At 71.2% G+C, this 19,491-nt stretch carries 19 protein-coding genes; 9 read left to right on the forward strand and 10 right to left on the reverse strand.

All coding sequences use genetic code 11. The features are described from left to right. Nucleotides 1-12 precede the first annotated feature (12 nt). The 7 genes from GA0111570_RS10410 to GA0111570_RS10440 all read right to left on the reverse strand — a co-directional run bounded on the left by GA0111570_RS10410 (nucleotide 13) and on the right by GA0111570_RS10440 (nucleotide 7,082). On the reverse strand, nucleotides 13-915 hold the full coding sequence (locus GA0111570_RS10410) for an ABC transporter substrate-binding protein (protein WP_092610412.1): 903 nt from the start codon (nucleotides 913-915) through the stop codon (nucleotides 13-15). A gap of 32 nt (nucleotides 916-947) precedes the next feature. Beyond that, entirely contained in the window at nucleotides 948-1,850 is a 903-nt protein-coding gene (locus GA0111570_RS10415; protein ID WP_092610414.1) for an ABC transporter substrate-binding protein, read from the reverse strand. A 112-nt stretch (nucleotides 1,851-1,962) separates the two neighbouring features. Further along, nucleotides 1,963-2,760, reverse strand: coding sequence for an amino acid ABC transporter ATP-binding protein (locus GA0111570_RS10420; RefSeq protein WP_281245199.1), 798 nt, complete (start codon nucleotides 2,758-2,760; stop codon nucleotides 1,963-1,965). Between the two features lie 2 nt (nucleotides 2,761-2,762). Beyond that, nucleotides 2,763-3,674 carry an amino acid ABC transporter permease gene (locus GA0111570_RS10425; RefSeq protein WP_217634112.1) on the reverse strand — a complete coding sequence of 304 codons (912 nt, stop codon included), beginning with the start codon at nucleotides 3,672-3,674 and terminating at the stop codon, nucleotides 2,763-2,765. 10 nt (nucleotides 3,675-3,684) lie between these two features. Continuing rightward, entirely contained in the window at nucleotides 3,685-4,593 is a 909-nt protein-coding gene (locus GA0111570_RS10430; RefSeq protein WP_092610420.1) for an ABC transporter substrate-binding protein, read from the reverse strand. 112 nt (nucleotides 4,594-4,705) lie between these two features. Further along, complete coding sequence (locus GA0111570_RS10435) at nucleotides 4,706-6,274, reverse strand: hypothetical protein (protein ID WP_092610423.1); 1,569 nt, start codon at nucleotides 6,272-6,274, stop codon at nucleotides 4,706-4,708. 1 nt (nucleotide 6,275) lies between these two features. Further along, a complete protein-coding gene (locus tag GA0111570_RS10440) occupies nucleotides 6,276-7,082 on the reverse strand; it encodes an Fpg/Nei family DNA glycosylase (protein ID WP_092610426.1) in 807 nt (268 codons plus the stop codon). 54 nt (nucleotides 7,083-7,136) lie between these two features. On the opposite strand from GA0111570_RS10440, the gene GA0111570_RS10445 reads away from it, so the two are divergent. Continuing rightward, nucleotides 7,137-7,415 (forward strand): hypothetical protein, encoded by a 279-nt coding sequence (locus GA0111570_RS10445; protein ID WP_092610429.1) that lies wholly within the window; start codon nucleotides 7,137-7,139, stop codon nucleotides 7,413-7,415. 21 nt (nucleotides 7,416-7,436) lie between these two features. On the opposite strand, the gene GA0111570_RS10450 is transcribed toward GA0111570_RS10445, so the two are convergent. Next, complete coding sequence (locus tag GA0111570_RS10450) at nucleotides 7,437-7,904, reverse strand: ribose-5-phosphate isomerase (protein WP_092610432.1); 468 nt, start codon at nucleotides 7,902-7,904, stop codon at nucleotides 7,437-7,439. A 50-nt stretch (nucleotides 7,905-7,954) separates the two neighbouring features. Here GA0111570_RS10450 and GA0111570_RS10455 point away from each other — a divergent pair, with 50 nt between their 5' ends. Further along, nucleotides 7,955-8,815 (forward strand): extensin family protein, encoded by an 861-nt coding sequence (locus tag GA0111570_RS10455; protein ID WP_139283214.1) that lies wholly within the window; start codon nucleotides 7,955-7,957, stop codon nucleotides 8,813-8,815. Nucleotides 8,816-8,943: 128 nt separating this feature from the next. Here GA0111570_RS10455 and GA0111570_RS10460 read toward each other — a convergent pair whose 3' ends face one another. Continuing rightward, a complete protein-coding gene (locus tag GA0111570_RS10460; RefSeq protein ID WP_092610438.1) occupies nucleotides 8,944-9,582 on the reverse strand; it encodes a mycothiol-dependent nitroreductase Rv2466c family protein in 639 nt (212 codons plus the stop codon). Between the two features lie 251 nt (nucleotides 9,583-9,833). On the opposite strand from GA0111570_RS10460, the gene pepN reads away from it, so the two are divergent. Both pepN and GA0111570_RS10470 read left to right on the forward strand, forming a co-directional pair. Next, nucleotides 9,834-12,704, forward strand: a complete 2,871-nt coding sequence (gene pepN / locus GA0111570_RS10465; protein WP_245703130.1) for an aminopeptidase N — start codon at nucleotides 9,834-9,836, stop codon at nucleotides 12,702-12,704. 1 nt (nucleotide 12,705) lies between these two features. After that, complete coding sequence (locus GA0111570_RS10470) at nucleotides 12,706-13,854, forward strand: Nif3-like dinuclear metal center hexameric protein (protein WP_092610444.1); 1,149 nt, start codon at nucleotides 12,706-12,708, stop codon at nucleotides 13,852-13,854. Between the two features lie 105 nt (nucleotides 13,855-13,959). Here the strand turns inward: GA0111570_RS10470 and GA0111570_RS10475 are convergent, their stop codons facing one another. Further along, entirely contained in the window at nucleotides 13,960-14,274 is a 315-nt protein-coding gene (locus GA0111570_RS10475) for a hypothetical protein (RefSeq protein WP_139283215.1), read from the reverse strand. A 92-nt stretch (nucleotides 14,275-14,366) separates the two neighbouring features. On the opposite strand from GA0111570_RS10475, the gene pyrR reads away from it, so the two are divergent. Genes pyrR through GA0111570_RS10500 form a run of 5 tightly spaced genes read left to right on the forward strand, consistent with a single transcriptional unit; the run spans nucleotide 14,367 to nucleotide 19,489 of the window. Next, a complete protein-coding gene (gene pyrR, locus GA0111570_RS10480; RefSeq protein ID WP_092610450.1) occupies nucleotides 14,367-14,957 on the forward strand; it encodes a bifunctional pyr operon transcriptional regulator/uracil phosphoribosyltransferase PyrR in 591 nt (196 codons plus the stop codon). Continuing rightward, nucleotides 14,957-15,937: an aspartate carbamoyltransferase catalytic subunit gene (locus GA0111570_RS10485; RefSeq protein ID WP_092610453.1), complete on the forward strand. Its 981-nt coding sequence runs from the start codon at nucleotides 14,957-14,959 to the stop codon at nucleotides 15,935-15,937. Before pyrR ends, GA0111570_RS10485 begins: the two co-directional genes overlap by 1 nt. Next, nucleotides 15,934-17,232, forward strand: coding sequence for a dihydroorotase (locus GA0111570_RS10490; RefSeq protein ID WP_092610456.1), 1,299 nt, complete (start codon nucleotides 15,934-15,936; stop codon nucleotides 17,230-17,232). Before GA0111570_RS10485 ends, GA0111570_RS10490 begins: the two co-directional genes overlap by 4 nt. Nucleotides 17,233-17,257: 25 nt before the next feature. Then, complete coding sequence (locus GA0111570_RS10495) at nucleotides 17,258-17,752, forward strand: globin (RefSeq protein ID WP_092610459.1); 495 nt, start codon at nucleotides 17,258-17,260, stop codon at nucleotides 17,750-17,752. A 27-nt stretch (nucleotides 17,753-17,779) separates the two neighbouring features. Further along, entirely contained in the window at nucleotides 17,780-19,489 is a 1,710-nt protein-coding gene (locus GA0111570_RS10500) for a glycoside hydrolase family 13 protein (RefSeq protein ID WP_245703132.1), read from the forward strand. Nucleotides 19,490-19,491 lie beyond the last annotated feature (2 nt).

Consider the following 19,491-nt stretch of genomic DNA (forward strand, 5'->3'; position numbering starts at 1 on the left):
GGGGCCAGCGGCCTAGGTCCCGGCGTTGATCGTCGCTTCCTTCACCGCGCTCTGCGGGGTCTGGTACTTGTCGATCAGCTTCTGGTAGCTGCCGTCGTCGATGGACTGCTGGAGCGCCTTCTGCAGGGCGTCGCGCAGCTGGGTGTCCTGCTTGGAGACGGCGATGCCCAGCGGGCCGGCGATCACCTGCTCCCCGACCGTCTGGAACTTCCCGTTCGACTGGCGGGTGTTGTAGACCGCCACCGGGTACTCCTGGATGCCGGCGACCGCGCGGCCCTGCTCGATCTGCAGCATCGCCTCGGACTCCCGGTCGAAGGCCATCACCGTCGGCGCCTTCTTGCCCGCCTTCACGCACCGCGGCCCGAGAGTGCCGGTGACGAACTCCTCCTGGACGGTGCCGCGCTGCAACGAGATCGTCCGGCCGCAGAGGTCGTCGACGGTGGCCAGGTGCTCGGGGTTGCCGGCCTTCACGAACATGATCGAGCCGGACATGTAGTAGTCCACGAAGTCGACCTTCTGCTGGCGCTCCTTGGTGTCGCTCATCGACGAGATGGCCGCGTCGAAGCGGTTGGAGTCCAGCTGGGTGATCAGCCCGTCGAACGTGGCGTTGTTGAACACCAGAGGCACGCCGAGCTTGGTCCCCAGCAGGTCCCCCAGCTCCTTGTCGAAGCCGACCACCGTACTGCCATCGGTGTCGTAGTACTCCATCGGTGCGTACGCGATGTCGCTGCCGACCTGGACCGACCCCTTGTCCTTGACGGCCTGGGGCAGCTGCGCGTACAGCGGGGCCGCCGTGTTGACGGTGGTCGGGGCGGGCGACGAGGTCGCCCCCTTGTCGCTGCCGCCACAGGCGGCCAGGCCGGCCGCCAGCGCCAGCGCGGCGACCGGGGTGAGCACGCGGGTGAGGATCTTCATGGTCGGTCCTTCCGGAAAACCGGGGGGATCTACTACTTCCCGCCGTTGATGGTGGCTTCCTTCACCGCGGACTGCGGCGTGCCGTACGTGTTCAGCAGCTTGGCGTACGAGCCGTCGTCGATGGATGCCTGCAGAGCGCCCTTGAGGGCGTCCCGCAGCTGGGTGTCGTCCTTGGACACGGCGATCCCCAGGGGTGCGGCGGTGACCTGGTCGCCGACCGTCTCGTACTTACCGCCGGACTGCTTGGCGCTGTACACGGCCACAGGGTAGTCCTGCAGTCCGGCGACCGCACGGTCCTGCTGGATCTGCAGCATGGCCTCCGACTCGTGGTCGAAGAGCAGCGCCTCGATCTTGCCCTTGCCCGCCTTCTCACAGCTGGGGCTGAGCTCCTTGGCGACGTACTCGTCCTGGACGGTGCCGCGCTGCAGGGCGATCGTCTGGCCGCACAGGTCCTGCACGGACGCCAGCTTGTGCGGGTTGCCGGCCTTGACGATCATCACCGATCCCGACATGTAGTAGTCGACGAAGTCGACCTCCTTCTGCCGCTCGGGGGTGTCGCTCATCGCCGTCATGGCCGCGTCGAAGCGCTTGGAGTTGATCTGGGTGATCAGCCCGTCGAAGGTGGCGTTGTTGAAGACCAGCGGCACGCCGAGCTTGGTCGCCAGCAGGTCCCCGAGGTCCTTGTCGAAGCCGATGATGGTCTTGCCGTCGGTGTCGAAGTACTCCATCGGCGCGTACGCCGCGTCGGTGCCGACCTGGACCGATCCCTTGTCCTTGATGGCCTGCGGCAGCTGCGCATAGAGCGGCGCCGCGGTGTTGACAGTGGTCGGCGCTGCGGAGGATCCGGCCTTCTGGTCGGAGCCGCCACAGGCGGACAGTCCGCCCGCCAGCACCAGGGCGGCCAGCGTGGCGAGAACTCGGTTCGTGGTCTTCATCAAGGGGTCCTTTCGGCAGCCGGTCCGGCCGGGCTGCAGGTGATGAGACTACTCGGCGCCTCACGAGGCGGCCCATCGGACCCACCCCTAGCGTCACGCCGGTGCCCCGGGCTCAGAGGACCTTCGACAGGAAGGCCTGCGTACGCGGCTCCTGCGGGTTGCCCAGCACGTCGGCCGGGCGGCCCTCCTCGACGATCACGCCGCCGTCCATGAACGCCAGGTAGTCGCCGACCTCGCGCGCGAAGCCCATCTCGTGGGTGACCACGACCATCGTCATGCCGTCCTCGGCGAGCTGCTTCATCACCTCGAGCACGTCGCCCACCAGTTCGGGGTCGAGCGCGGAGGTCGGCTCGTCGAAGAGCATCAGCTCGGGATTCATCGCCAGTGCCCGGGCGATCGCGACCCGCTGCTGCTGGCCGCCGGACAGCTTGCCCGGGTAGGCGTTCACCTTGTCCGGCAGCCCGACCCGCTCCAGCAGGTCCAGCGCGGTGGCCCGGGCCTGGGCCGGACGGACCCCGGCGACGTGGATCGGGGCCTCGCAGAGGTTCTCCAGCACGGTCATGTGCGGGAACAGGTTGAAGCGCTGGAACACCATCCCGATGCCGCGGCGCTGCTGGGCGATCTCGGACTCGCGCAGCTCGTGCAGCTTGCCGTCGCGCTCCCGGTAGCCGACCAGGTGGCCGCGGACCCGCAGGGTGCCGCCGTTGATCCGCTCCAGGTGGTTGATGCAGCGCAGGAACGTCGACTTGCCCGAGCCGGACGGCCCGATCAGGACCGCCACCTCCCCGCGCCGTACGTCCATCGTGATGCCCTTGAGCACCTCGAGGCGGCCGAACCGTTTCTTGACCCCGCGGGCCTCGACGATGGCCTCACTCGCAGCGGCACCCGCCGCCGACCGCTCCGCTTGCACGCTCACTCCTGTCTGCCGAACTTGAGGTTGCGGCGCACCCTGGAGAGCGGGCCGTCATCCACGCCCGCGTCCTGGTCGGACCGGTTGAAGTGCCGCTCCAGGTAGTACTGCGCTATCGAGAACACGGTGGTCAGGATCAGGTACCAGGCCGAGACGGTGATCAGCATCTCGATCACCTGCAGGGTGTTGGAGTAGATCCGCACCGCGGCCTGCAGCAGTTCGAGGTACTGGATCGAGTACGCCAGCGACGAGGTCTTCAGCATGTTGATGAACTCGTTGCCGGTCGGCGGGATGATCACCCGCATCGCCTGCGGCAGCACGATCCGGCGCATCGTGTGGGCCCGGGACATGCCCAGCGCCCCGGCGGCCTCGGTCTGGCCCTTGTCGACCGACTGGATGCCGGATCGTACGATCTCGGCCATGTAGGCGCCCTCGTTGATGCCCAGGCCGAGCAGTGCCGCGGTGAACGGCGTCATCACCGAGTTCATCACGATGCCGGTGCCCGGGATGGTCGGGAAGACCAGCGAGAGGTTGTACCAGATCATCAGCTGGACCAGCACCGGAGTGCCGCGGAACAGCCAGATGTAGAACTCCGCGACCCCCCTCGTCACCCAGTTGTCGGACTGGCGCATCACGGCGACCAGGACCCCCAGCGCGACGCCGACCACCTGGGCCAGCACGCTGATCAGCAGCGTGTTGCGCATGCCGACCAGCACCTGCTCCTGCAGGAAGAACTTGGGCGGCACCGACCAGTCGATGTTCGCCTGGGAGAAGGCCCAGACCAACAGGCCCAGGACCACCACGACCACACCGGCCCCGACCCAGCGCCAGGGATGTGGGACGGGGACAGCGACGATGTCGTCGGCGAGCGGCTCGGAGGTTCCCGGTGCCGTGCCGGGAGTGGAGGGTGTCATCGCCATCGGATCACTTGCCCGCGTTGATGGACGCCTTGTCGATGGCGCCCTGCGGCGTGTCGTACTTGTCGATCAACTTCTTGTACGAACCGTCGTCCATGGTGGTCTGGACGGCTTTCTGGACCACGTCGCGCAGCTGGGTGTCCTTCTTGGAGAAGGCCAGGCCGAGCGGGTTGGACTCCACCTGCTCACCGACCACCTCGTACGCGCCGCCGGACTGGTGCACGTTGTAGGCCGCGACCGGGTAGTCCTGCATGCCGGCGCTCGCGCGGCCCTGCTTGACCTGGAGCAGCGCCTCGGACTCGGAGTCGAAGGCGAGCAGCTGGATCGGCTTGCCGGCCTGGGTGCACTTCGGCTGGACCGTGTCCTGCATGTACTGGTCCTGGGCGGTGCCGCGCATCACCGCGACGGTCTTGCCGCACAGGTCGTCGGCCGAGCTGATCTTGCCGGGGTTGCCCTTCTGCACGATCAGGACCAGGCCTGCGCGGTAGTAGTCGACGAAGTCGACCTGCTTCTGGCGCTCGGCGTTGTCCGTCATCGCGGAGCTGATCAGGTCGAACCGGCCGGAGTTGAGCTGGGTGATCAGGCCGTCGAACTTCGAGTTGTTCCACTCGAACGGCACCCCGAGCTGGGCCGACAGCAGGTCGCCGTGCTCCTTGTCGAAGCCCAGGACGGTCTTGCCGTCGGTGTCGTAGTACTCCATCGGTGCGTACTCGATCGAGGAGCCGACCTGGATGACGCCGGCGTCCTTGATCTTCTGCGGGAGCTGGTCGTAGAGCGGGGCGGCGGTGTTCACCGTGGTCGGGCCGGCCGAGGCACTGGCGTCGGCCTTGGGGCTGCTGCCACCGCCACAGGCGGCCAGCGCACCGGCGAGCGCCAGCGAGGTGGCAGCTGCGACCAGTCGTGCCAACTTGTTCATAGGTTTCCCTTCCAGTGCGGGCCCGGCTCCCGGCCCTGCTTGCTCCTCGGCGGCACATCCTACTGGACCGGCTCGCGCCCCCGCCCCGCGACGCGCTCCGGCCGACTGCCCCTCACCACTGCTGGGCCAGCACCAGTGGCAACAGCACCCTGGCACCGTACGCCCTGGCAGTGGGACGGCCCGGCCGCGGCACCGGGTCGACCATTCCCTCCGGATCGTCGACCAGGTCGGCCAGCAGGCGCCGGCTGGTGCGCTCGGCCAGCTCGGAGGGGTCGACCAGCCATTCCTGGCGCATCTCCGGGGCCCCCCGCTCGTCGAGCATCCCGAGCAACAGGGTCTCCCTGGCCATCCGCTCGGCACCGTCCCCACCCGACAGCCGGCCCGGAAGGCCGCCGCCGAGGCGGCGCCCGAGCCGCCGGGCGACGTCGCGCAGGCGCGCGTCCCACCGGCCTGCGCCGAGCACGACCGCGTACTCGGCCCGGACGTCCTCGGGCACGGGCTGACCCTCGGGGTCGAAGCCGGTGGCGCAGTGGGCCGCGGCCCGGGCCAGCGCGCCGGCGACCGGGCCCGGGTCCTGGCCGGTGGCGGCGAGCGTGGTGACCAGGTTCATCGCGGCCACCGCGCCCAGTGGCCGGGGCGCCATCGCGGTGACCAGGTCGGCGGCGCGTTCCAGCCAGTCCTGGTCCCCCGTCGCTGCATGCAGTCCCAGACAGGCCAGGACGGTCTCCGGGCCCGGATCGGTGCGCAGCAGGCCGGGCATCGAGGCCTCGACGGTGTCGAGCGTGCGGAGCGGGTCGGCGACCCCGGAGCCGGCCAGCGCGACCATCACCAGTGCCGCCTCGGCCGAGCTGTCCAGCAGGTCGGTCCGGCCCAGCCCGGCGGTGATCGCGCCGTCCAGCACGCGGGAGACCCAGGCCTGGACGACCTGGTCCAGGGGCGGCGCCCAGCGGGCCTCGACCAGCGTGGTGCCCCGGGCGCCGTTGAGCCGGGCCGTCAGCCGATGGGCGCCGGCGGCCGGCAGCAGTTCCATCGAGTCCCCGACCTGGGCCAGCTCGAAGGCGTCGTCCTCGTCGTCCAGGGCCAGGTCCAGGTCGGTGATGACCAGCGGGACCGACTCGGGCAGGTCAATCGGGTCCGGCCACCATCCGGGCAACAGGCCGGCAGCAGCGCGGTGGTCGGGCAGCCAGCCGGCCTGCCAGTGCCACAGCCGCCGCTCCCCCGCCTCCCAGTACCGCTCGGGTCCCAGCTCGAAGCCGTCGGTGTCCACAGTGCCGCCGTGCCGCTGGCGGACCACCAGCAAGGGTCCCTCACCGCGCGGCGCGACCAGCCAGGCCGCCTCCGCGCCGGCGCTCCAGCACCACAGCACACAGTCCCGGGCCGGAACCGGGCGCAGCCGCACGGTGGCCGCCCGGCCCGCCCCGGACACGTTGGCGGCGACGATGCGCTGGTCCCAACCGCCCAGGACGCTGTGGCGTACGTCGAGCTGGACCGGTCCGTCGCGGTGCACCTCGACCTCGTCCTCGTCCATCGCCACCAGCGGGGATCCAGCGGCGGCGCCGACCACCTGCACGTCCAGGCCGGCCAGGTAGGGGCCCCACTGGTCGTGGACCAGTCCGGTCAGGTTGCCCTGGTCGTCGAAGGAGAGGACGGCCTCGCCCCAGTGCAGCTGGTGGGCGGGCATGTCAGTGTCCCTGCTGGCAGGCCGGGCACCAGAAGAGGTTGCGGCCGGCAAGGTCGCGGCGGCGAATGGGGGTGCCGCACACCAGGCAGGGCTCGTCGGTGCGCCGGTAGACGTACACCTCGCCGCCGTGGTCGTCGGTGCGCGGCGACCGGCTCATCGCCTCGGGGGTGTGTTCGGGGCGTACGGTGTCGATCCGTCCCTGTCGCTTGCCCTCGGCCATCAGGACCACGAGGTCGTCCCAGATGGCCCGCCACGTCGCGGGCGGCAGGTCCGCGGCGGGGGTCAGGGGGTCGATCCCGAGCCGGAAGAGCACCTCGGCGCGGTAGACGTTGCCGACCCCGGACAGCACGGCCTGGTCGAGCAGGACCGTGCCGACCGGCTTGGTGAGGGTGCGGACCCGCGCCAGCAGGAGTGCCGGGTCGGCAGCGGGGTCCAGCGGGTCGGGGCCGAGCCTGGCGGCCATGGCCGCCTCGTGTTGCGGATCGGTGAGCCGGCAGCCCTGCGGGCCGCGCAGGTCCGCGACCAGTGTGTCGGTGGCGAGCCGGAGCCGGACCTGCCCGACGACCGGCCGGGCGGGGCCGAGGGTCATCGAGCCGATCAGGCCGAGGTGCACGTGGATGATCCGCTCACCGGTGAACTCGATGAACAGGTGCTTGCCGCGCGCCCGGGCCGCCACCAGGGTGGAGCCGTCCAGCATCATCGCCTCGGTGGTGAACCTGCCCTGCGGGCTGCTGACGGCGACGACCCGCCCGCCGAAACCGGCGGTGAGCTCGTCCGCCAGTCGGTGCAGCACGTGTCCCTCTGGCACGGGGCGACCTCCGGTCCTGCCCACCGGGCGGTGGCGCCCGTCTAGGCTAGCCGCATGCCATCACGATCGGGGCGACGCGAGAAGCGCGACGACCAGCAGCCGGCCAGCGGTTCGCGCTCCCCGGCCCCGGATCCGTCGTCCCCGGCCGGGGACCATGTCGAGCACGACGTCCCGGTGCCGCGCGACTTTGGTCGGGACGGCATCTCCGGCCTGCTCACCCCGAACCGGGCCCTGCGGGCCCGGGAGGTCTCGCGTCCCCGCCCCGAGGACGAGGCGGAGGCGCAGGCCGGCGCCGACGCCATGCTGCGCAGGCTCGGGCGCCGGTCCCGCTGATCCCCGGAGCGACCGGTCCGGTCAGTGGCGCTGGGCGCGCTCGGCGGACGACTCGTACGCGGTCATCTTGTCGATCCGGCGCTGGTGGCGCTCGTCGTGCGAGAACGGGGTGGTCAGGAAGGCGCGCACCATCTCCAGGGCGTACTCCTCCTCGTGCGGGCGGCCGCCGACGGCGATCACGTTCGCGTCGTTGTGCTGGCGGCCCAGCTTCGCGATCTCCACGTTCCAGGCCAGGATGCACCGGACCCCGGGAACCTTGTTCGACGCGATGTTCTCCCCGTTGCCGGACCCGCCCAGGGCGATCCCCAGCGAGCCCGGGTCATCCACCACCGCCTGGGCACCCGGGATGATGTAGTCCGGGTAGTCGTCCTGGGCGTCGAACTCGTGGGCTCCGTGGTCGATGACCTCATATCCGTCGGCCGTGAGGGATTCCACCAGGAAGTTCTTGAGTTCGAACGCGGCGTGGTCGGTGCTGATGTGTACGCGCATGCGGACACTATGGCACCGCCCGGTTGGGCTCGCATCCCTAGTCTGGCCCCGTGGCAACTGACGAGACGGTTTCACCGACCCGCACCGGCGGACCCCGACCGGCAGGCCTGGTCCGGCGCAGGACGCTGATGGGTGGCCTGGCGGCGGCGATCGCCGCTCCGGCCGTGCTGGCCGGCTGCTCGGACATCTCGTCGGTCTCCCCCGCGCGGAGCGGTGCGACGCGACCCCGGGCCGACTGCGTCCCGGCCGCCTCGATGGGGACGTACGACAACCTTGCCGGCGCCCGGCTGGTCTACGAGGTGAACGACCGGGCGACCCGGTTCCGGATCGAGCCGGGCTTCGCCGGGCAGTTCGAGGCGTGGCTCGCAGAATGGAACGCGCTGACCGGCACGACCACCCGGACCCTGGGGACGTACGGCTCGTGGCTGGCCGATGACGGGGCCTGTGACTCCTGGCACCACAGCGGACGCGCCTTCGACGTCGCCCGGGTCCTCGATGCTGCCGGGGAGGTCGTGTCCTGCCACTACGACCTGTGGGGCGCCGACCCGGACGAGGGCCGGTTGCCGGCCTACTGGGCGCTGGCAGCCGGCCTGCACGCGCACTTCGCGTACGTGCTGACCTACCTGTACGACGACGCGCACGCGAACCACATCCACGTCGACAACGGGATCTCGGGGTCAGGGCTGTCCGGATTCAGCGGCCGCTCCCGGGTCCAGATCCAGGCGGTCCAGGCGATCTGCACGCACCTGTGGTCGGTCGGGACGCCGACCACAGGCAGCTGGGACCCGGCCACCAGGGCCTCGGTCCGGACCGTACTGGACCGCCTCGGGCTGCGCGGCAACCTGACCGCCACGGACGTCTGGCAGGGCTTCCTGCGGGGCAGCATCACCCACTGGGCCGACGGGCGCTGACCCGCCTCGCCGCATGCTGCGCCGGACCGCCTCCGAACGGCGACCGGCCGGGCCCCGGACCGTTGTGGTCCGCGGGCCCGGCCGGGCGAGGCTGTGCAGCTAGATGCAGGATCGATCGGGCGGGTACGTCAGTCGAAGATCGGTCCGGTGGTCCGGGAACGCTTCAGCTCGTAGAAGCCGTCGTACTCGGTCACCAGTGCGACGCCGTCGAACAGGCGCCCGGCCGGCTCACCCTTCGGCGCCGGCGAGATGACCGGTCCGAACAGGGACTTGCCGTTGATCCGGACCACCGGGGTGCCGACCTCGTTGCCGACCGGGTCCATCCCCTCGTGGTGCGAGCGGCGCAGCGCCTCGTCGTTGGCGTCGGTCTCACCCGCATCCGCCAGCTCGGCAGGCAGCCCGACGTCGGTCAGGGCACCCTCGAGGGCGGCGCGGTCGCGGGTCTCCTCGTTCGGGTGGAAGCGGGTGCCGATCGCGGTGTAGAACTCCCGCAGCTTCTCCGAGCCGTACTGCTCCTCCACGGCCAGGGCGACCCGGGCGGAGGCCCAGGCGCCAGCCAGGAACGTCTTGTAGTCCTCGGGCAGCTCGTCGCGGCCCTCGTTGAGGACCGACAGGCTCATCACGTGGAAGACGGTGCGGACGGGACGCACCTTCTCCACCTCCAGCATCCAGCGGGAGGTCATCCATGCCCACGGGCACTGCGGGTCGAACCAGAAGTCGACCTGCTGGAGGTCGGTGAGCTCGGTTTCCATCTGCTTCTCTGTCATGGGGCCAGCCTAGGGACCGGCACCGAGACGGGGCACGATCGCGCCACCGCGGGCCGCGAAGTGTCCATTTCCTAGGACGCGCGGTCGGCCAAGGCAACGATCCGGTCACCATTCGGGCGCAACGCAGTCCCACAGGCCCATATTTCCGCGCACTTATGCCATTAAACGCTAGTCTGACGAATGTCGCAGGGGTAATTATCGACATCCCGGACAGCCTGCCCGCAGGCTCCCGACGACACGAAGGTCATGCCTTGTACTCCGAGAACATCACGCGCGAGGAGGCCCGTATCCGGGCCGACCTGGTCCGTCCCACTGCCTACCGTGTCCTCGTCGACCTCACCGGGCGCGGCCCGGACGGCTCCGTTCTGGCCGACCCCGAGGCGACCTTCGTGTCGCACTCGAGCGTCGAGTTCTCCAGCGGCGCAGGATCCACCTGGATCGACCTGCTCGCCGAGTCGGTTCTCGAGGCCACGCTGGACGGCGAGCCGCTGGACGCCGAGTCGTACGCCGGCTCCCGGCTGCCGCTGGAACTCGGCGAGGGTGACCACGAGCTGGTGGTCGTCGGCCTGTGCCGCTACTCGCACACCGGTGAGGGCCTGCACCGTTTCATCGACCCGGCCGATGATCGTGTCTACCTGTACACCCAGTTCGAGGTCGCCGATGCCCGCCGGATGTACGCCTGCTTCGAGCAGCCGAGCCTGAAGGCGACCTTCCAGCTGTCGGTCGTCGCGCCGGCCAACTGGACGGTCATCTCCAACGCCGCGAGCGTCGACCCGGTCGTCGTCCCCGAGACCGACCCGCTGCACGGCGCCGACGAGTGGGGGCAGGCCTACTCCCGGTGGGACTTCGAGCCGACCGTGCGGATCTCCACGTACCTGACGGCCCTGGTCGCCGGCAACTACCACCGGGTCCACGACACCTACACCGGCCCGAACGGCGACATCCCGCTGTCAATCCTGTGCCGGGAGTCGATGGTGGGTGCCCTGGACGCCGACCGGATCTTCGCCACCACCAAGAAGGGGTTCGCGGTCTTCGAGGCCGCCTTCGGCACCCCGTACCCCTTCGGCACGTACGACCAGTCGTTCGTGCCCGAGTTCAACGCCGGGGCGATGGAGAACGCCGGCTGCGTGACGCACCGGGACGACTACCTGTTCCGCTCCCGGGTCACCGCCGCGGCGTACGAGGGCCGCGACAACACGATCCTGCACGAGATGGCCCACATGTGGTTCGGTGACCTGGTCACCATGTCCTGGTGGGACGACCTGTGGCTGAACGAGTCGTTCGCCGAGTGGGCCTCGCACTTCGCGATGGCCGAGTACCACGAGGACGCCGAGCAGCCCTGGGTCACCTTCGCCAACCAGCGCAAGACCTGGGCCTACCGCCAGGACCAGCTGCCTACGACGCACCCGATCGCCGCGGACATGGTCGACCTCAACGCGGTGGCATCCAACTTCGACGGCATCACGTACGCCAAGGGCGCCTCCGCGCTGCGGCAGCTGGTGGCCTACGTCGGCCGTGACAACTTCCTGGCCGGTGTGCGGCAGTACTTCGCCGACCACGCGTACGGCAACACGACCCTGCAGGACCTGTTCGACGCGCTGGAGGCCGCCTCCGGGCGCGACCTGTCCGGCTGGGCCTCCGAGTGGCTGCAGGTCGCCGGCGTCAGCACGCTGGCCGCCGACTTCGACTGCGACGACGCGGGCACCTTCACCAGGTTCGCGGTGCGCCAGTACGTGCCGCAGGCCAACCCGGTGACCCGCACCCACCGGATGGCGATCGGCCTGTACAACCGGGTGGACGAGTCCACGATCACCCGGAGCCGCCGGATCGAGCTCGACCTGTCCAGCGAGGTCACCGACGTCCCCGAGCTGGTCGGCGAGACCCGGCCGGACCTGGTGCTGCTCAACGACGACGACCTGACGTACGCCAAGGTCCGGCTGGACGGACGGTCGCTGGCGACCGTCGTGCAGCATGTCGGCGACATCGATTCCCCGCTGGCCCGCGCGGTCTGCTGGGGCGCGGCCTGGGACATGACCCGGGACGGGGAGATGCTCGCCCGCGACTACCTGGCCCTGGTGCTGCAGGCGGTCGGCCAGGAGACCGACCGGACTGCTGTCCAGCGCACCCTGGGCCAGGCCCAGACGGCGCTGACCTTCTACGCCCCCGAGGAGCACCGCCCCGAGCTCAACCAGCAGCTCGAGCAGGGCCTGGCCCGCCTGGTGGCCGGCGCCGAGCCCGGCTCGGACTACCAGCTCACCTTCGTCCGCGCCCTCGCCTCGGCCGCCGGCAGCGACCAGGCTGCCGAGGTCGTACGGGCCTGGTACGCCGGGGAGGAGCAGGTGCCGGGACTTGAGATCGACACCGACCTGCGCTGGCACCTGCTGACCCAGCTGGCCCGACTCGGCATCGCCGACGAGGCAGCCATCGCCGCGGAGCTGGAGCGCGACCACACCATCACCGGGGAGCAGCGCGCAGCCGGTGCCCGCGCGGCCCGCCCGGACCCGGTCGCCAAGGCCGAGGCCTGGCGCCTGGCCACCGCCGCCGACGACGTCGCCAACGAGACCCAGCGCAGCATCTGCCTGTCCTTCTGGCGTCCCGGCCAGGAGGAGCTGCTGCTGCCCTATGCGGATCGCTTCCTCGACGTGGTCGACGTGATGGGGGCGGGCAAGAACGGCTGGGACCGCAAGGGCATCGCCCTGCGCGAGAACGTCCTGGACCACCTCTTCCCGTCGCTGGTAGCCGACGAGGACTTCCTCGCCCGCCTGGACGCCTTCCTGGCCGAGCACGAGCTGACCGCGCCGATCCGCCGCTCGTTGGCGGAGAGCCGCGACGACGCGCTGCGCTCCCTGCACGCCCGGTCCGTGGCCCGCGCCCAGGAACGACCGGTCTCCGTCGAGACGGTCAGCGGTGCCGCGATCGGCGAGGAGCAGCAGGGTGGGTCGGAGACGACCGACGAGGTGCAGCCGGCGATCGGCGAGGAGGACGCGATCGTCTCCGCGGAGGCCGAGCAGCCGCTGGCCGAGCAGCCGCCCGCCGAGCAGGCACCCATCGAGCAGGAACCCGCGGAGCAGGAACCCGCGGAGCAGCAGACCCCGACGGTCCACCGGGGCCACGAGGCCTGACATGGTGACGCTCGGCGACGCGGTGGCCGTCCTGGAGGGCTGGTACCCGCCCGTCACCGCCGAGTCCTGGGACCGGGTCGGACTGGTCGTCGGCGACCGGCGCCGGCCGGTGACGAAGGTGCTGTGCACCGTCGACGTGACCTGGCCGGTGGTCGAGCAGGCGATCGCGACCGGCGCCGACCTGGTCGTCGCGCACCACCCGCTGCTGCTGCGCGGCACCCACCAGGTCACCGCCGACGAGCCCAAGGGCGCGATGGTGCTGCGGCTGGCCGAGCACCGGATCGGCCTGTGGGCCGGCCACACCAACGCCGACATCGCCAGTGGCGGCGTGGGCGAGGCCCTCGCCCACGCGATCGGGCTGCAGGACCTCTCCCCGATGGAGGAGCGTCCCTCCCCCGGTCTCGACAACCTGGTCACCTTCGTGCCACCGGACCGGCTCGACGAGCTCGTCGCGGCCCTCACCGCCGCGGGGGCCGGCCGGGTCGGATCGTACGACTCCTGCCACTTCGTCGCCCCCGGCACCGGGGCGTTCCGGCCGCTGGAGGGAGCCCATCCCTACGTCGGCACGGTCGGGCAGCTGGAGCACGTCGAGGAGGTGCGCCTGGAGATGGTGCTGCCCCGCGCGCGCCGGCGCACGGTCATCGCGGCACTGCTTGCGGCCCACCCGTACGAGACGCCGGCCTGGCACGTCGTCGAGACCGCAGCGGAACCGGCGGACACCGGCCTGGGCCGGGTCGGGACACTGCCCGCGGAGCTGGCCCTGGCCGCCTTCGGCCAGCAGGTCGCCGACGCCCTTCCCGCCACCTCCGGCGGGGTCCGGATCGGCGGCGACCCGGACCGGCCGGTCCGCCGCGTCGCCGTGCTGGCCGGGGCCGGTGACTCGTTGCTCGACCGGGCCCGCGCGCTGGGCGTGGACTGCTACGTGACCTCGGACCTGCGTCACCACCCGGCCGGGGAGTTCCTGGAGTGGTCGCACCTGGACCCGGCCCGTCCGGCGCTGGTCGACATCAGCCACTGGGCGGCCGAATGGACCTGGCTGCCGGTACTGGCCACCCGGTTGGCGGAGCACTTCGGCCCGGCCGTGGGAGTCCAGGTGTCCGAGATCGTCACCGACCCGTGGACGGGACGTTTCGACCACAGGGTCGGGTGAGCCGGCGAAGGCCACCACGAGGAACCAGGACCCGGAGACGGAGCAGGGCGGCACCGGTGGGTGCCGCCCTGCTCGTGGTCCGTGGTCAGTGCTGGTCGTCTGTGGTCAGTGCTGGTTCAGGGCGTGGCTGCCGCCGGTGGACTCGTCGGAGCGTGCACCCGTGGTGACTGCAGGGGCCTTCTGCTCACCGGAACTGATCCCGAGCGGCTCGGTCGGCGGATGCAGGGAGCGGTCCTCCTTGCCATGCGTAGCTGCCAGGTGGATGACGGCGATCACGACGAACACCGCCAGGGGCAGGAACAGGATCCAGACCAGGTTGTCCACGAGGGTAATGGTGGGCACCTGGGGCCACCCCGGCAGCGTCTGGAGGGGAACCGGTCCGGCCAGCAGGGGCGCGATCACATTCACAACGTCACTCACGTAACCTACGTTATCGAAGTCCGCGTGCGGATGGGGCCGCGTGCCCCGAATCGGCGCGCACAGCGGGACACGGGCGGCACAGAGGACACCCGATGGGTGTCGGGACGGAGGACCCCTTGCCAGAGGAGCAGCGGACAGATGTCACCCCTCGTGAGGTGATGGATGCCGACGAGATCTCCCGGGCGGTGGTCCGGATGGCCCACCAGGTGCTCGAGAACGACCACGACGCCGAGAAGCTGATGGTCATCGGCATCCCGACCCGCGGCGTGCCGCTGGCCCGCCGGCTGGCCGCCGCGATGGAGCAGATCGAGGGGCGGGCCTTCCCGGTCGGCGAGCTCGACATCACCTTCTACCGCGACGACCTGCGCCACCAGCCGACCCGTACGGTCGGCCCGACCAGGCTGCCCGCGCCGATCGACGACGCCGTGGTGGTGCTCGTCGATGACGTCCTGTACTCCGGACGGACGGCCTCCGCCGCCCTCGAGGCCCTCAGGGACATCGGCCGGCCCCGCGCCGTCCGCCTGGCCGTGCTGGTGGACCGGGGACATCGCCAACTGCCGATCAGCGCGGACGTGGTAGGCAAGGACCTACCCACCGCGGCCGCCGAGTCGGTCAGGCTCCGGCTCCAGGAGACCGACGGGGTCACCGGGGTCACCATCGCCCGTGCAGAGAGGGAATCCTGATGCGCCACCTGCTGTCGACGGCCGACCTGGCCCGGGACGAGGCCGAGTCGATCCTCGACCTGGCCGAGGAGATGAAGAAGGTGCAGTCGCGCCGGGTGAAGAAGCTCCCCGCGCTGCGCGGCCGCACCATCGTCAACCTGTTCTTCGAGGACTCCACCCGCACCCGGTCCTCCTTCGAGATCGCCGGCAAGTGGCTGTCCGCCGACGTGATCAACGTGTCCGCCAAGGGATCATCGGTCTCCAAGGGCGAGTCCCTGCGCGACACGGTCCTGACCCTGTCCGCGATGGGCATCGACGCCATGGTGATCCGGCACCCGGCCTCCGGGGCGCCGGCGCAGGCGGCCGGCTGGACCAACGCCTGCGTGGTCAATGCCGGTGACGGCACCCACGAGCACCCCACCCAGGCCCTGCTGGACGCCTTCACGCTGCGCCGCCACTTCCGGGCGGCCACCGGCGACCCCGAGGCCGACTGGTCGGGTCGTACGGTGGCGATCGTCGGCGACGTGACCCACTCCCGGGTCGCCCGCTCGAACGTGCTGCTGCTGGAGACCCTCGGTGCCGAGGTGGTGCTGGTCGCTCCCCCCACCCTGATGCCCTCCGGCGTCGGCACCTGGTCCTGCCGGACCAGCAACGACCTGGACGCCGTGCTGCCGGAGGTCGACGCGGTGATGATGCTGCGGGTCCAGCGCGAACGGATGCACGGTGGCTACTTCCCGACCCCACGCGAGTACACGGTCGGCTACGGCCTGACCCGCGACCGGCTCGCCCTGCTCCCGGAGCACGCCGCCATCCTCCACCCCGGACCGATGAACCGCGGCCTGGAGATCTCCGCCGACGCGGCCGACGCCGCCACCTCACGCGTACTGGACCAGGTCGCGGCCGGCGTCGCGATCCGGATGAGCGTCCTGTACCACCTCCTCGGCGGCGACGAGAAGATCGACGCCACCTCGCTCATCGGCACGAAAGGACAGACCGCATGACCGTCATCCCGCTCCGCTCGAGCGTCCCCGCCCGCCTGCTCATCACCGGGGTGGCGCTGGCCGACGGCACCACCACCGACATCTTCGTCGACCACGAGGTGTTCGCCGACCCGGCGGACGCGCCGGACGACGTCGAGCGGATCGACGGCACCGGGCTGGTCGCCCTGCCCGGCCTGGTCGACCCGCACGTCCACCTGCGCGAGCCCGGCCGAGAGGACGCCGAGACGATCCGGACCGGGACCGCTGCGGCCGCCCGCGGCGGCTTCACCGCGGTCCAGGCGATGGCCAACACCACCCCGGTCACCGACACCGCCGACGTCGCGCGCGAGGTCGCCGGCATCGCCGCCGAGCAGGGCGCCTGTGAGGTCGTGGTGTGCGGGGCGATCACCAAGGGCCTGGCCGGCGAGCAGCTCGCCGAGCTGGGGCTGATCCACCGTGCCACCGGCACGCAGTGCTTCTCCGACGACGGCATGTGCGTGGCCGACCCGCAGGTGATGCGCCGGGCCTTCGAGTACGTCCGCGCGTTCGACGGCGTCCTCGCCCAGCACGCCCAGGACCCGCGGCTGGCCGGCCCGGACGCCTGCTGCCACGAGGGCGAGGTCTCCGGCAAGCTCGGCCTGGGCGGCTGGCCGGTGGCGGCCGAGACGACCATCGTCGCCCGCGACGTCGAGCTGGCCGCCCTCACCGGCGCCCGGTACCACGTGTGCCACGTCTCGGCCCGGGAGACCCTGGACGTCATCCGGGCGGCCAAGGCCCGCGGCGTACGGATCACGGCCGAGGCGACCCCGCACCACCTGCTGCTGACCACCGACCTGCTCACCGGCTACGACACGACCTTCAAGGTCAACCCGCCGCTGCGCACCGCCGAGCACGTCGAGGCCCTGCGGCAGGCGGTCGCCGACGGGACGGTCGACATGATCGCCACCGACCATGCCCCGCACGCCCCGCAGGACAAGGACCACGCCTTCGTCGACGCCCGGCCCGGCATGGTCGGCCTGGAGCAGTCGCTGGCGGTCGTGGTCGACACCCTGCTCACCCCCGGCCTGCTGGACTGGGAGGGCGTGGCCGACCGGATGTCGTACGCCCCGGCGAAGCTGCTGGGACTGGCCGGGCAGGGGCGGCCGGTCGCGCCGGGCGAGCCCGCCAACCTGTGCCTGGTCGACCCGAGCGCCCGCCGTACGGTCGACCCCGCCGACACCGCGTCGCTGTCCCGCAACAACCCGTACGCCGGCCGCGACCTGCCCGACCCGGTCCGGCTGACCGTGTGCCGCGGCCACGTCACCTACCGTCGCTGACCGCGCCCGCCCGAGAGGAACGAAGATGAGCCAGCAGCAGTCCGGCGCCCAGCCGGAGCCGATCGTCCCGCTGCCGCCGGTCGGCAACGAGGAGCCGGCCGGGACCGAGCCCACCCCGTACGAGCGAATGGGTGGGGCGGAGACCTTCCGCGCGATCGTGCACCGGTTCTACCAGAAGGTCCAGGAGACCCCCGAGCTGCATGCGATGTACCCCGAAGAGGACCTCGGTCCGGCCGAGGAGCGGCTGCGGATGTTCCTGGAGCAGTACTGGGGCGGACCGACGACGTACTCCGAGCAGCGCGGCCACCCACGGCTGCGGATGCGGCACGTGCCGTACAAGGTCACCCCGGCCCAGCGCGACAACTGGCTGGAGTGCATGCACGACGCGGTCGGGTCGGTCGAGATGGACAAGGCGGCCCGCGACGAGCTGTGGACCTACCTGGTCCGCGCCGCCGACAGCATGATCAACGCGTTCGAGGGCGAGGACACCACGCCGGGCCACGGGGGCAATCTGCTGTGAGCCGGGAGGGCGTCTAGGCTCGGTGGCGTGACCGATCAGACAGTCAGCCCCTCAGCCCTGACCGATCCCGACTGGTGGCGCAGCGCCGTCGTCTACCAGGTCTATCCGCGCTCCTTCGCCGACGGCGACGGGGACGGCACCGGTGACCTGGTCGGGATCACCGAGCACCTCGAGCACCTGGTCCGCCTGGGCGTCGACGCGGTCTGGATCTCCCCGTGGTACCCGTCGCCGCTGTACGACGGCGGCTACGACGTCGCCGACTACTGCGACATCGATCCCCGGTTCGGCACCCTGGCGCAGGCCGACACCCTGGTCGCCAGGGCACACGCCCTGGGACTGCGAGTCATCATCGACCTGGTGCCCAACCACTGCTCGATCGAGCACGAGCGCTTCCGGGCCGCGCTGGCGGCCGGGCCCGGCTCGCCCGAGCGGGACTGGTTCATCTTCCGCGACGGCCGCGGCCCGGGCGGCGACGAGCCGCCGAACAACTGGCCGGCACAGTTCGGCGGCTCCGCGTGGGAACGGGTGGTCGGCCCCGACGGCCGCCCCGAGCAGTGGTACCTGCACCTCTTCGCCCCCGAACAGCCGGACTGGAACTGGACCCATCCCGGGGTCAGCGCGATGTTCGACGACATCCTGCGCTTCTGGTTCGACCGCGGGATCGACGGCTTCCGGATCGACGTCGCCGATTCGTGCGCGAAGGACATGTCCCTGCCCGACCTGCCAGCGGGGACCAGCCGCCACGACAAGTACCCCGGCCACCCCTTCTACGACCGCCCCGAACTGGAGGCGATCCACCGCCGCTGGCGGGCGGTCGCCGACGAGTACGTCGACAGCGCGCAGGGTCCCCGGGTCTTCGTCTCGGAGGCCTACCTGGGCCCGATCACGCGACTGGCGAAGTACACGGTCAAGGGCCGGTTGCACACCACCTTCAACTTCGACGCCCTGCTGACCGAGTGGGCGTACGACTCGCAGCGCGCGATGATCGATGCGACCCTGGCCGGCTACTCCGGTGTCGGCGCCCCCTCCACCTGGGTGCTGGGCAACCATGACCAGCCCCGGGTGGTCTCCCGCTACGGACTGCCCGTCACCGGCGCCCCGTTCATCCCCGGCGAGGGTCTGGGCCAACGTGCCGACAAGGGGCAGGCCCTGACCGCGGACCTGGCCCTCGGGCGCCGCCGGGCCCGCGCCGCGGCCCTGCTCGAACTCGCGCTCCCCGGCGGGGCGTACGTCTACCAGGGCGACGAGTTGGGACTGGAAGAGATCGACCTGCCCGTCGAGGTGCTCCAGGACCCGATCTGGGAGCGCTCCGGGCACACGGTCAAGGGCCGCGACGGTTGTCGCGTCCCGATCCCCTGGTCGGGCGAGCGGCCGCCGTACGGCTTCAGCCCGCCGCTCGCGCACGCCGAGCCGTGGCTCCCCCAGCCGGACTCGTGGGCGGACCGGACCGCGGCCGCGCAGACCGGTGACCCGGACTCCTTCCTGGAGCTCTACCGGGCGGCACTGGCCGTCCGCCGGCACCACCGGGCGCTGGGCGACGGCAGGCTGCACTGGGACCCGGCAGCCCCGGAAGGGGTGCTGGGCTTCCACCGGGACCCGCACTTCACCTGCTGGGTCAACTTCTCCGACGTCACGGTGCGGGTGCCGGCGGACGTCGAGGTGCTGGTCTCCTCCGACCCCCTCGACGACGGGCTGCTCGGCCCGGACCAGGCCGTCTGGTGGCAGCGGACCCGGTAGTC

The organism is Raineyella antarctica (assembly GCF_900092135.1).
GTDB classification, from domain to species: Bacteria; Actinomycetota; Actinomycetes; order Propionibacteriales; family Propionibacteriaceae; genus Raineyella; species Raineyella antarctica.

Excerpts from the sequence above, each read along its gene's own strand:
- GA0111570_RS10410 (WP_092610412.1), bottom strand. The coding sequence starts at position 915 with ATGAAGATCCTCACCCGCGTGCTCACCCCGGTCGCCGCGCTGGCGCTG.
- GA0111570_RS10415 (WP_092610414.1), bottom strand. The coding sequence starts at position 1,850 with ATGAAGACCACGAACCGAGTTCTCGCCACGCTGGCCGCCCTGGTGCTG.
- GA0111570_RS10425 (WP_217634112.1), bottom strand. The coding sequence starts at position 3,674 with ATGACACCCTCCACTCCCGGCACGGCACCGGGAACCTCCGAGCCGCTC.
- GA0111570_RS10430 (WP_092610420.1), bottom strand. The coding sequence starts at position 4,593 with ATGAACAAGTTGGCACGACTGGTCGCAGCTGCCACCTCGCTGGCGCTC.
- GA0111570_RS10435 (WP_092610423.1), bottom strand. The coding sequence starts at position 6,274 with ATGCCCGCCCACCAGCTGCACTGGGGCGAGGCCGTCCTCTCCTTCGAC.
- GA0111570_RS10445 (WP_092610429.1), top strand. The coding sequence starts at position 7,137 with ATGCCATCACGATCGGGGCGACGCGAGAAGCGCGACGACCAGCAGCCG.
- GA0111570_RS10450 (WP_092610432.1), bottom strand. The coding sequence starts at position 7,904 with ATGCGCGTACACATCAGCACCGACCACGCCGCGTTCGAACTCAAGAAC.
- GA0111570_RS10460 (WP_092610438.1), bottom strand. The coding sequence starts at position 9,582 with ATGACAGAGAAGCAGATGGAAACCGAGCTCACCGACCTCCAGCAGGTC.
- GA0111570_RS10470 (WP_092610444.1), top strand. The coding sequence starts at position 12,706 with ATGGTGACGCTCGGCGACGCGGTGGCCGTCCTGGAGGGCTGGTACCCG.
- pyrR (WP_092610450.1), top strand. The coding sequence starts at position 14,367 with ATGGGTGTCGGGACGGAGGACCCCTTGCCAGAGGAGCAGCGGACAGAT.
- GA0111570_RS10485 (WP_092610453.1), top strand. The coding sequence starts at position 14,957 with ATGCGCCACCTGCTGTCGACGGCCGACCTGGCCCGGGACGAGGCCGAG.
- GA0111570_RS10490 (WP_092610456.1), top strand. The coding sequence starts at position 15,934 with ATGACCGTCATCCCGCTCCGCTCGAGCGTCCCCGCCCGCCTGCTCATC.
- GA0111570_RS10495 (WP_092610459.1), top strand. The coding sequence starts at position 17,258 with ATGAGCCAGCAGCAGTCCGGCGCCCAGCCGGAGCCGATCGTCCCGCTG.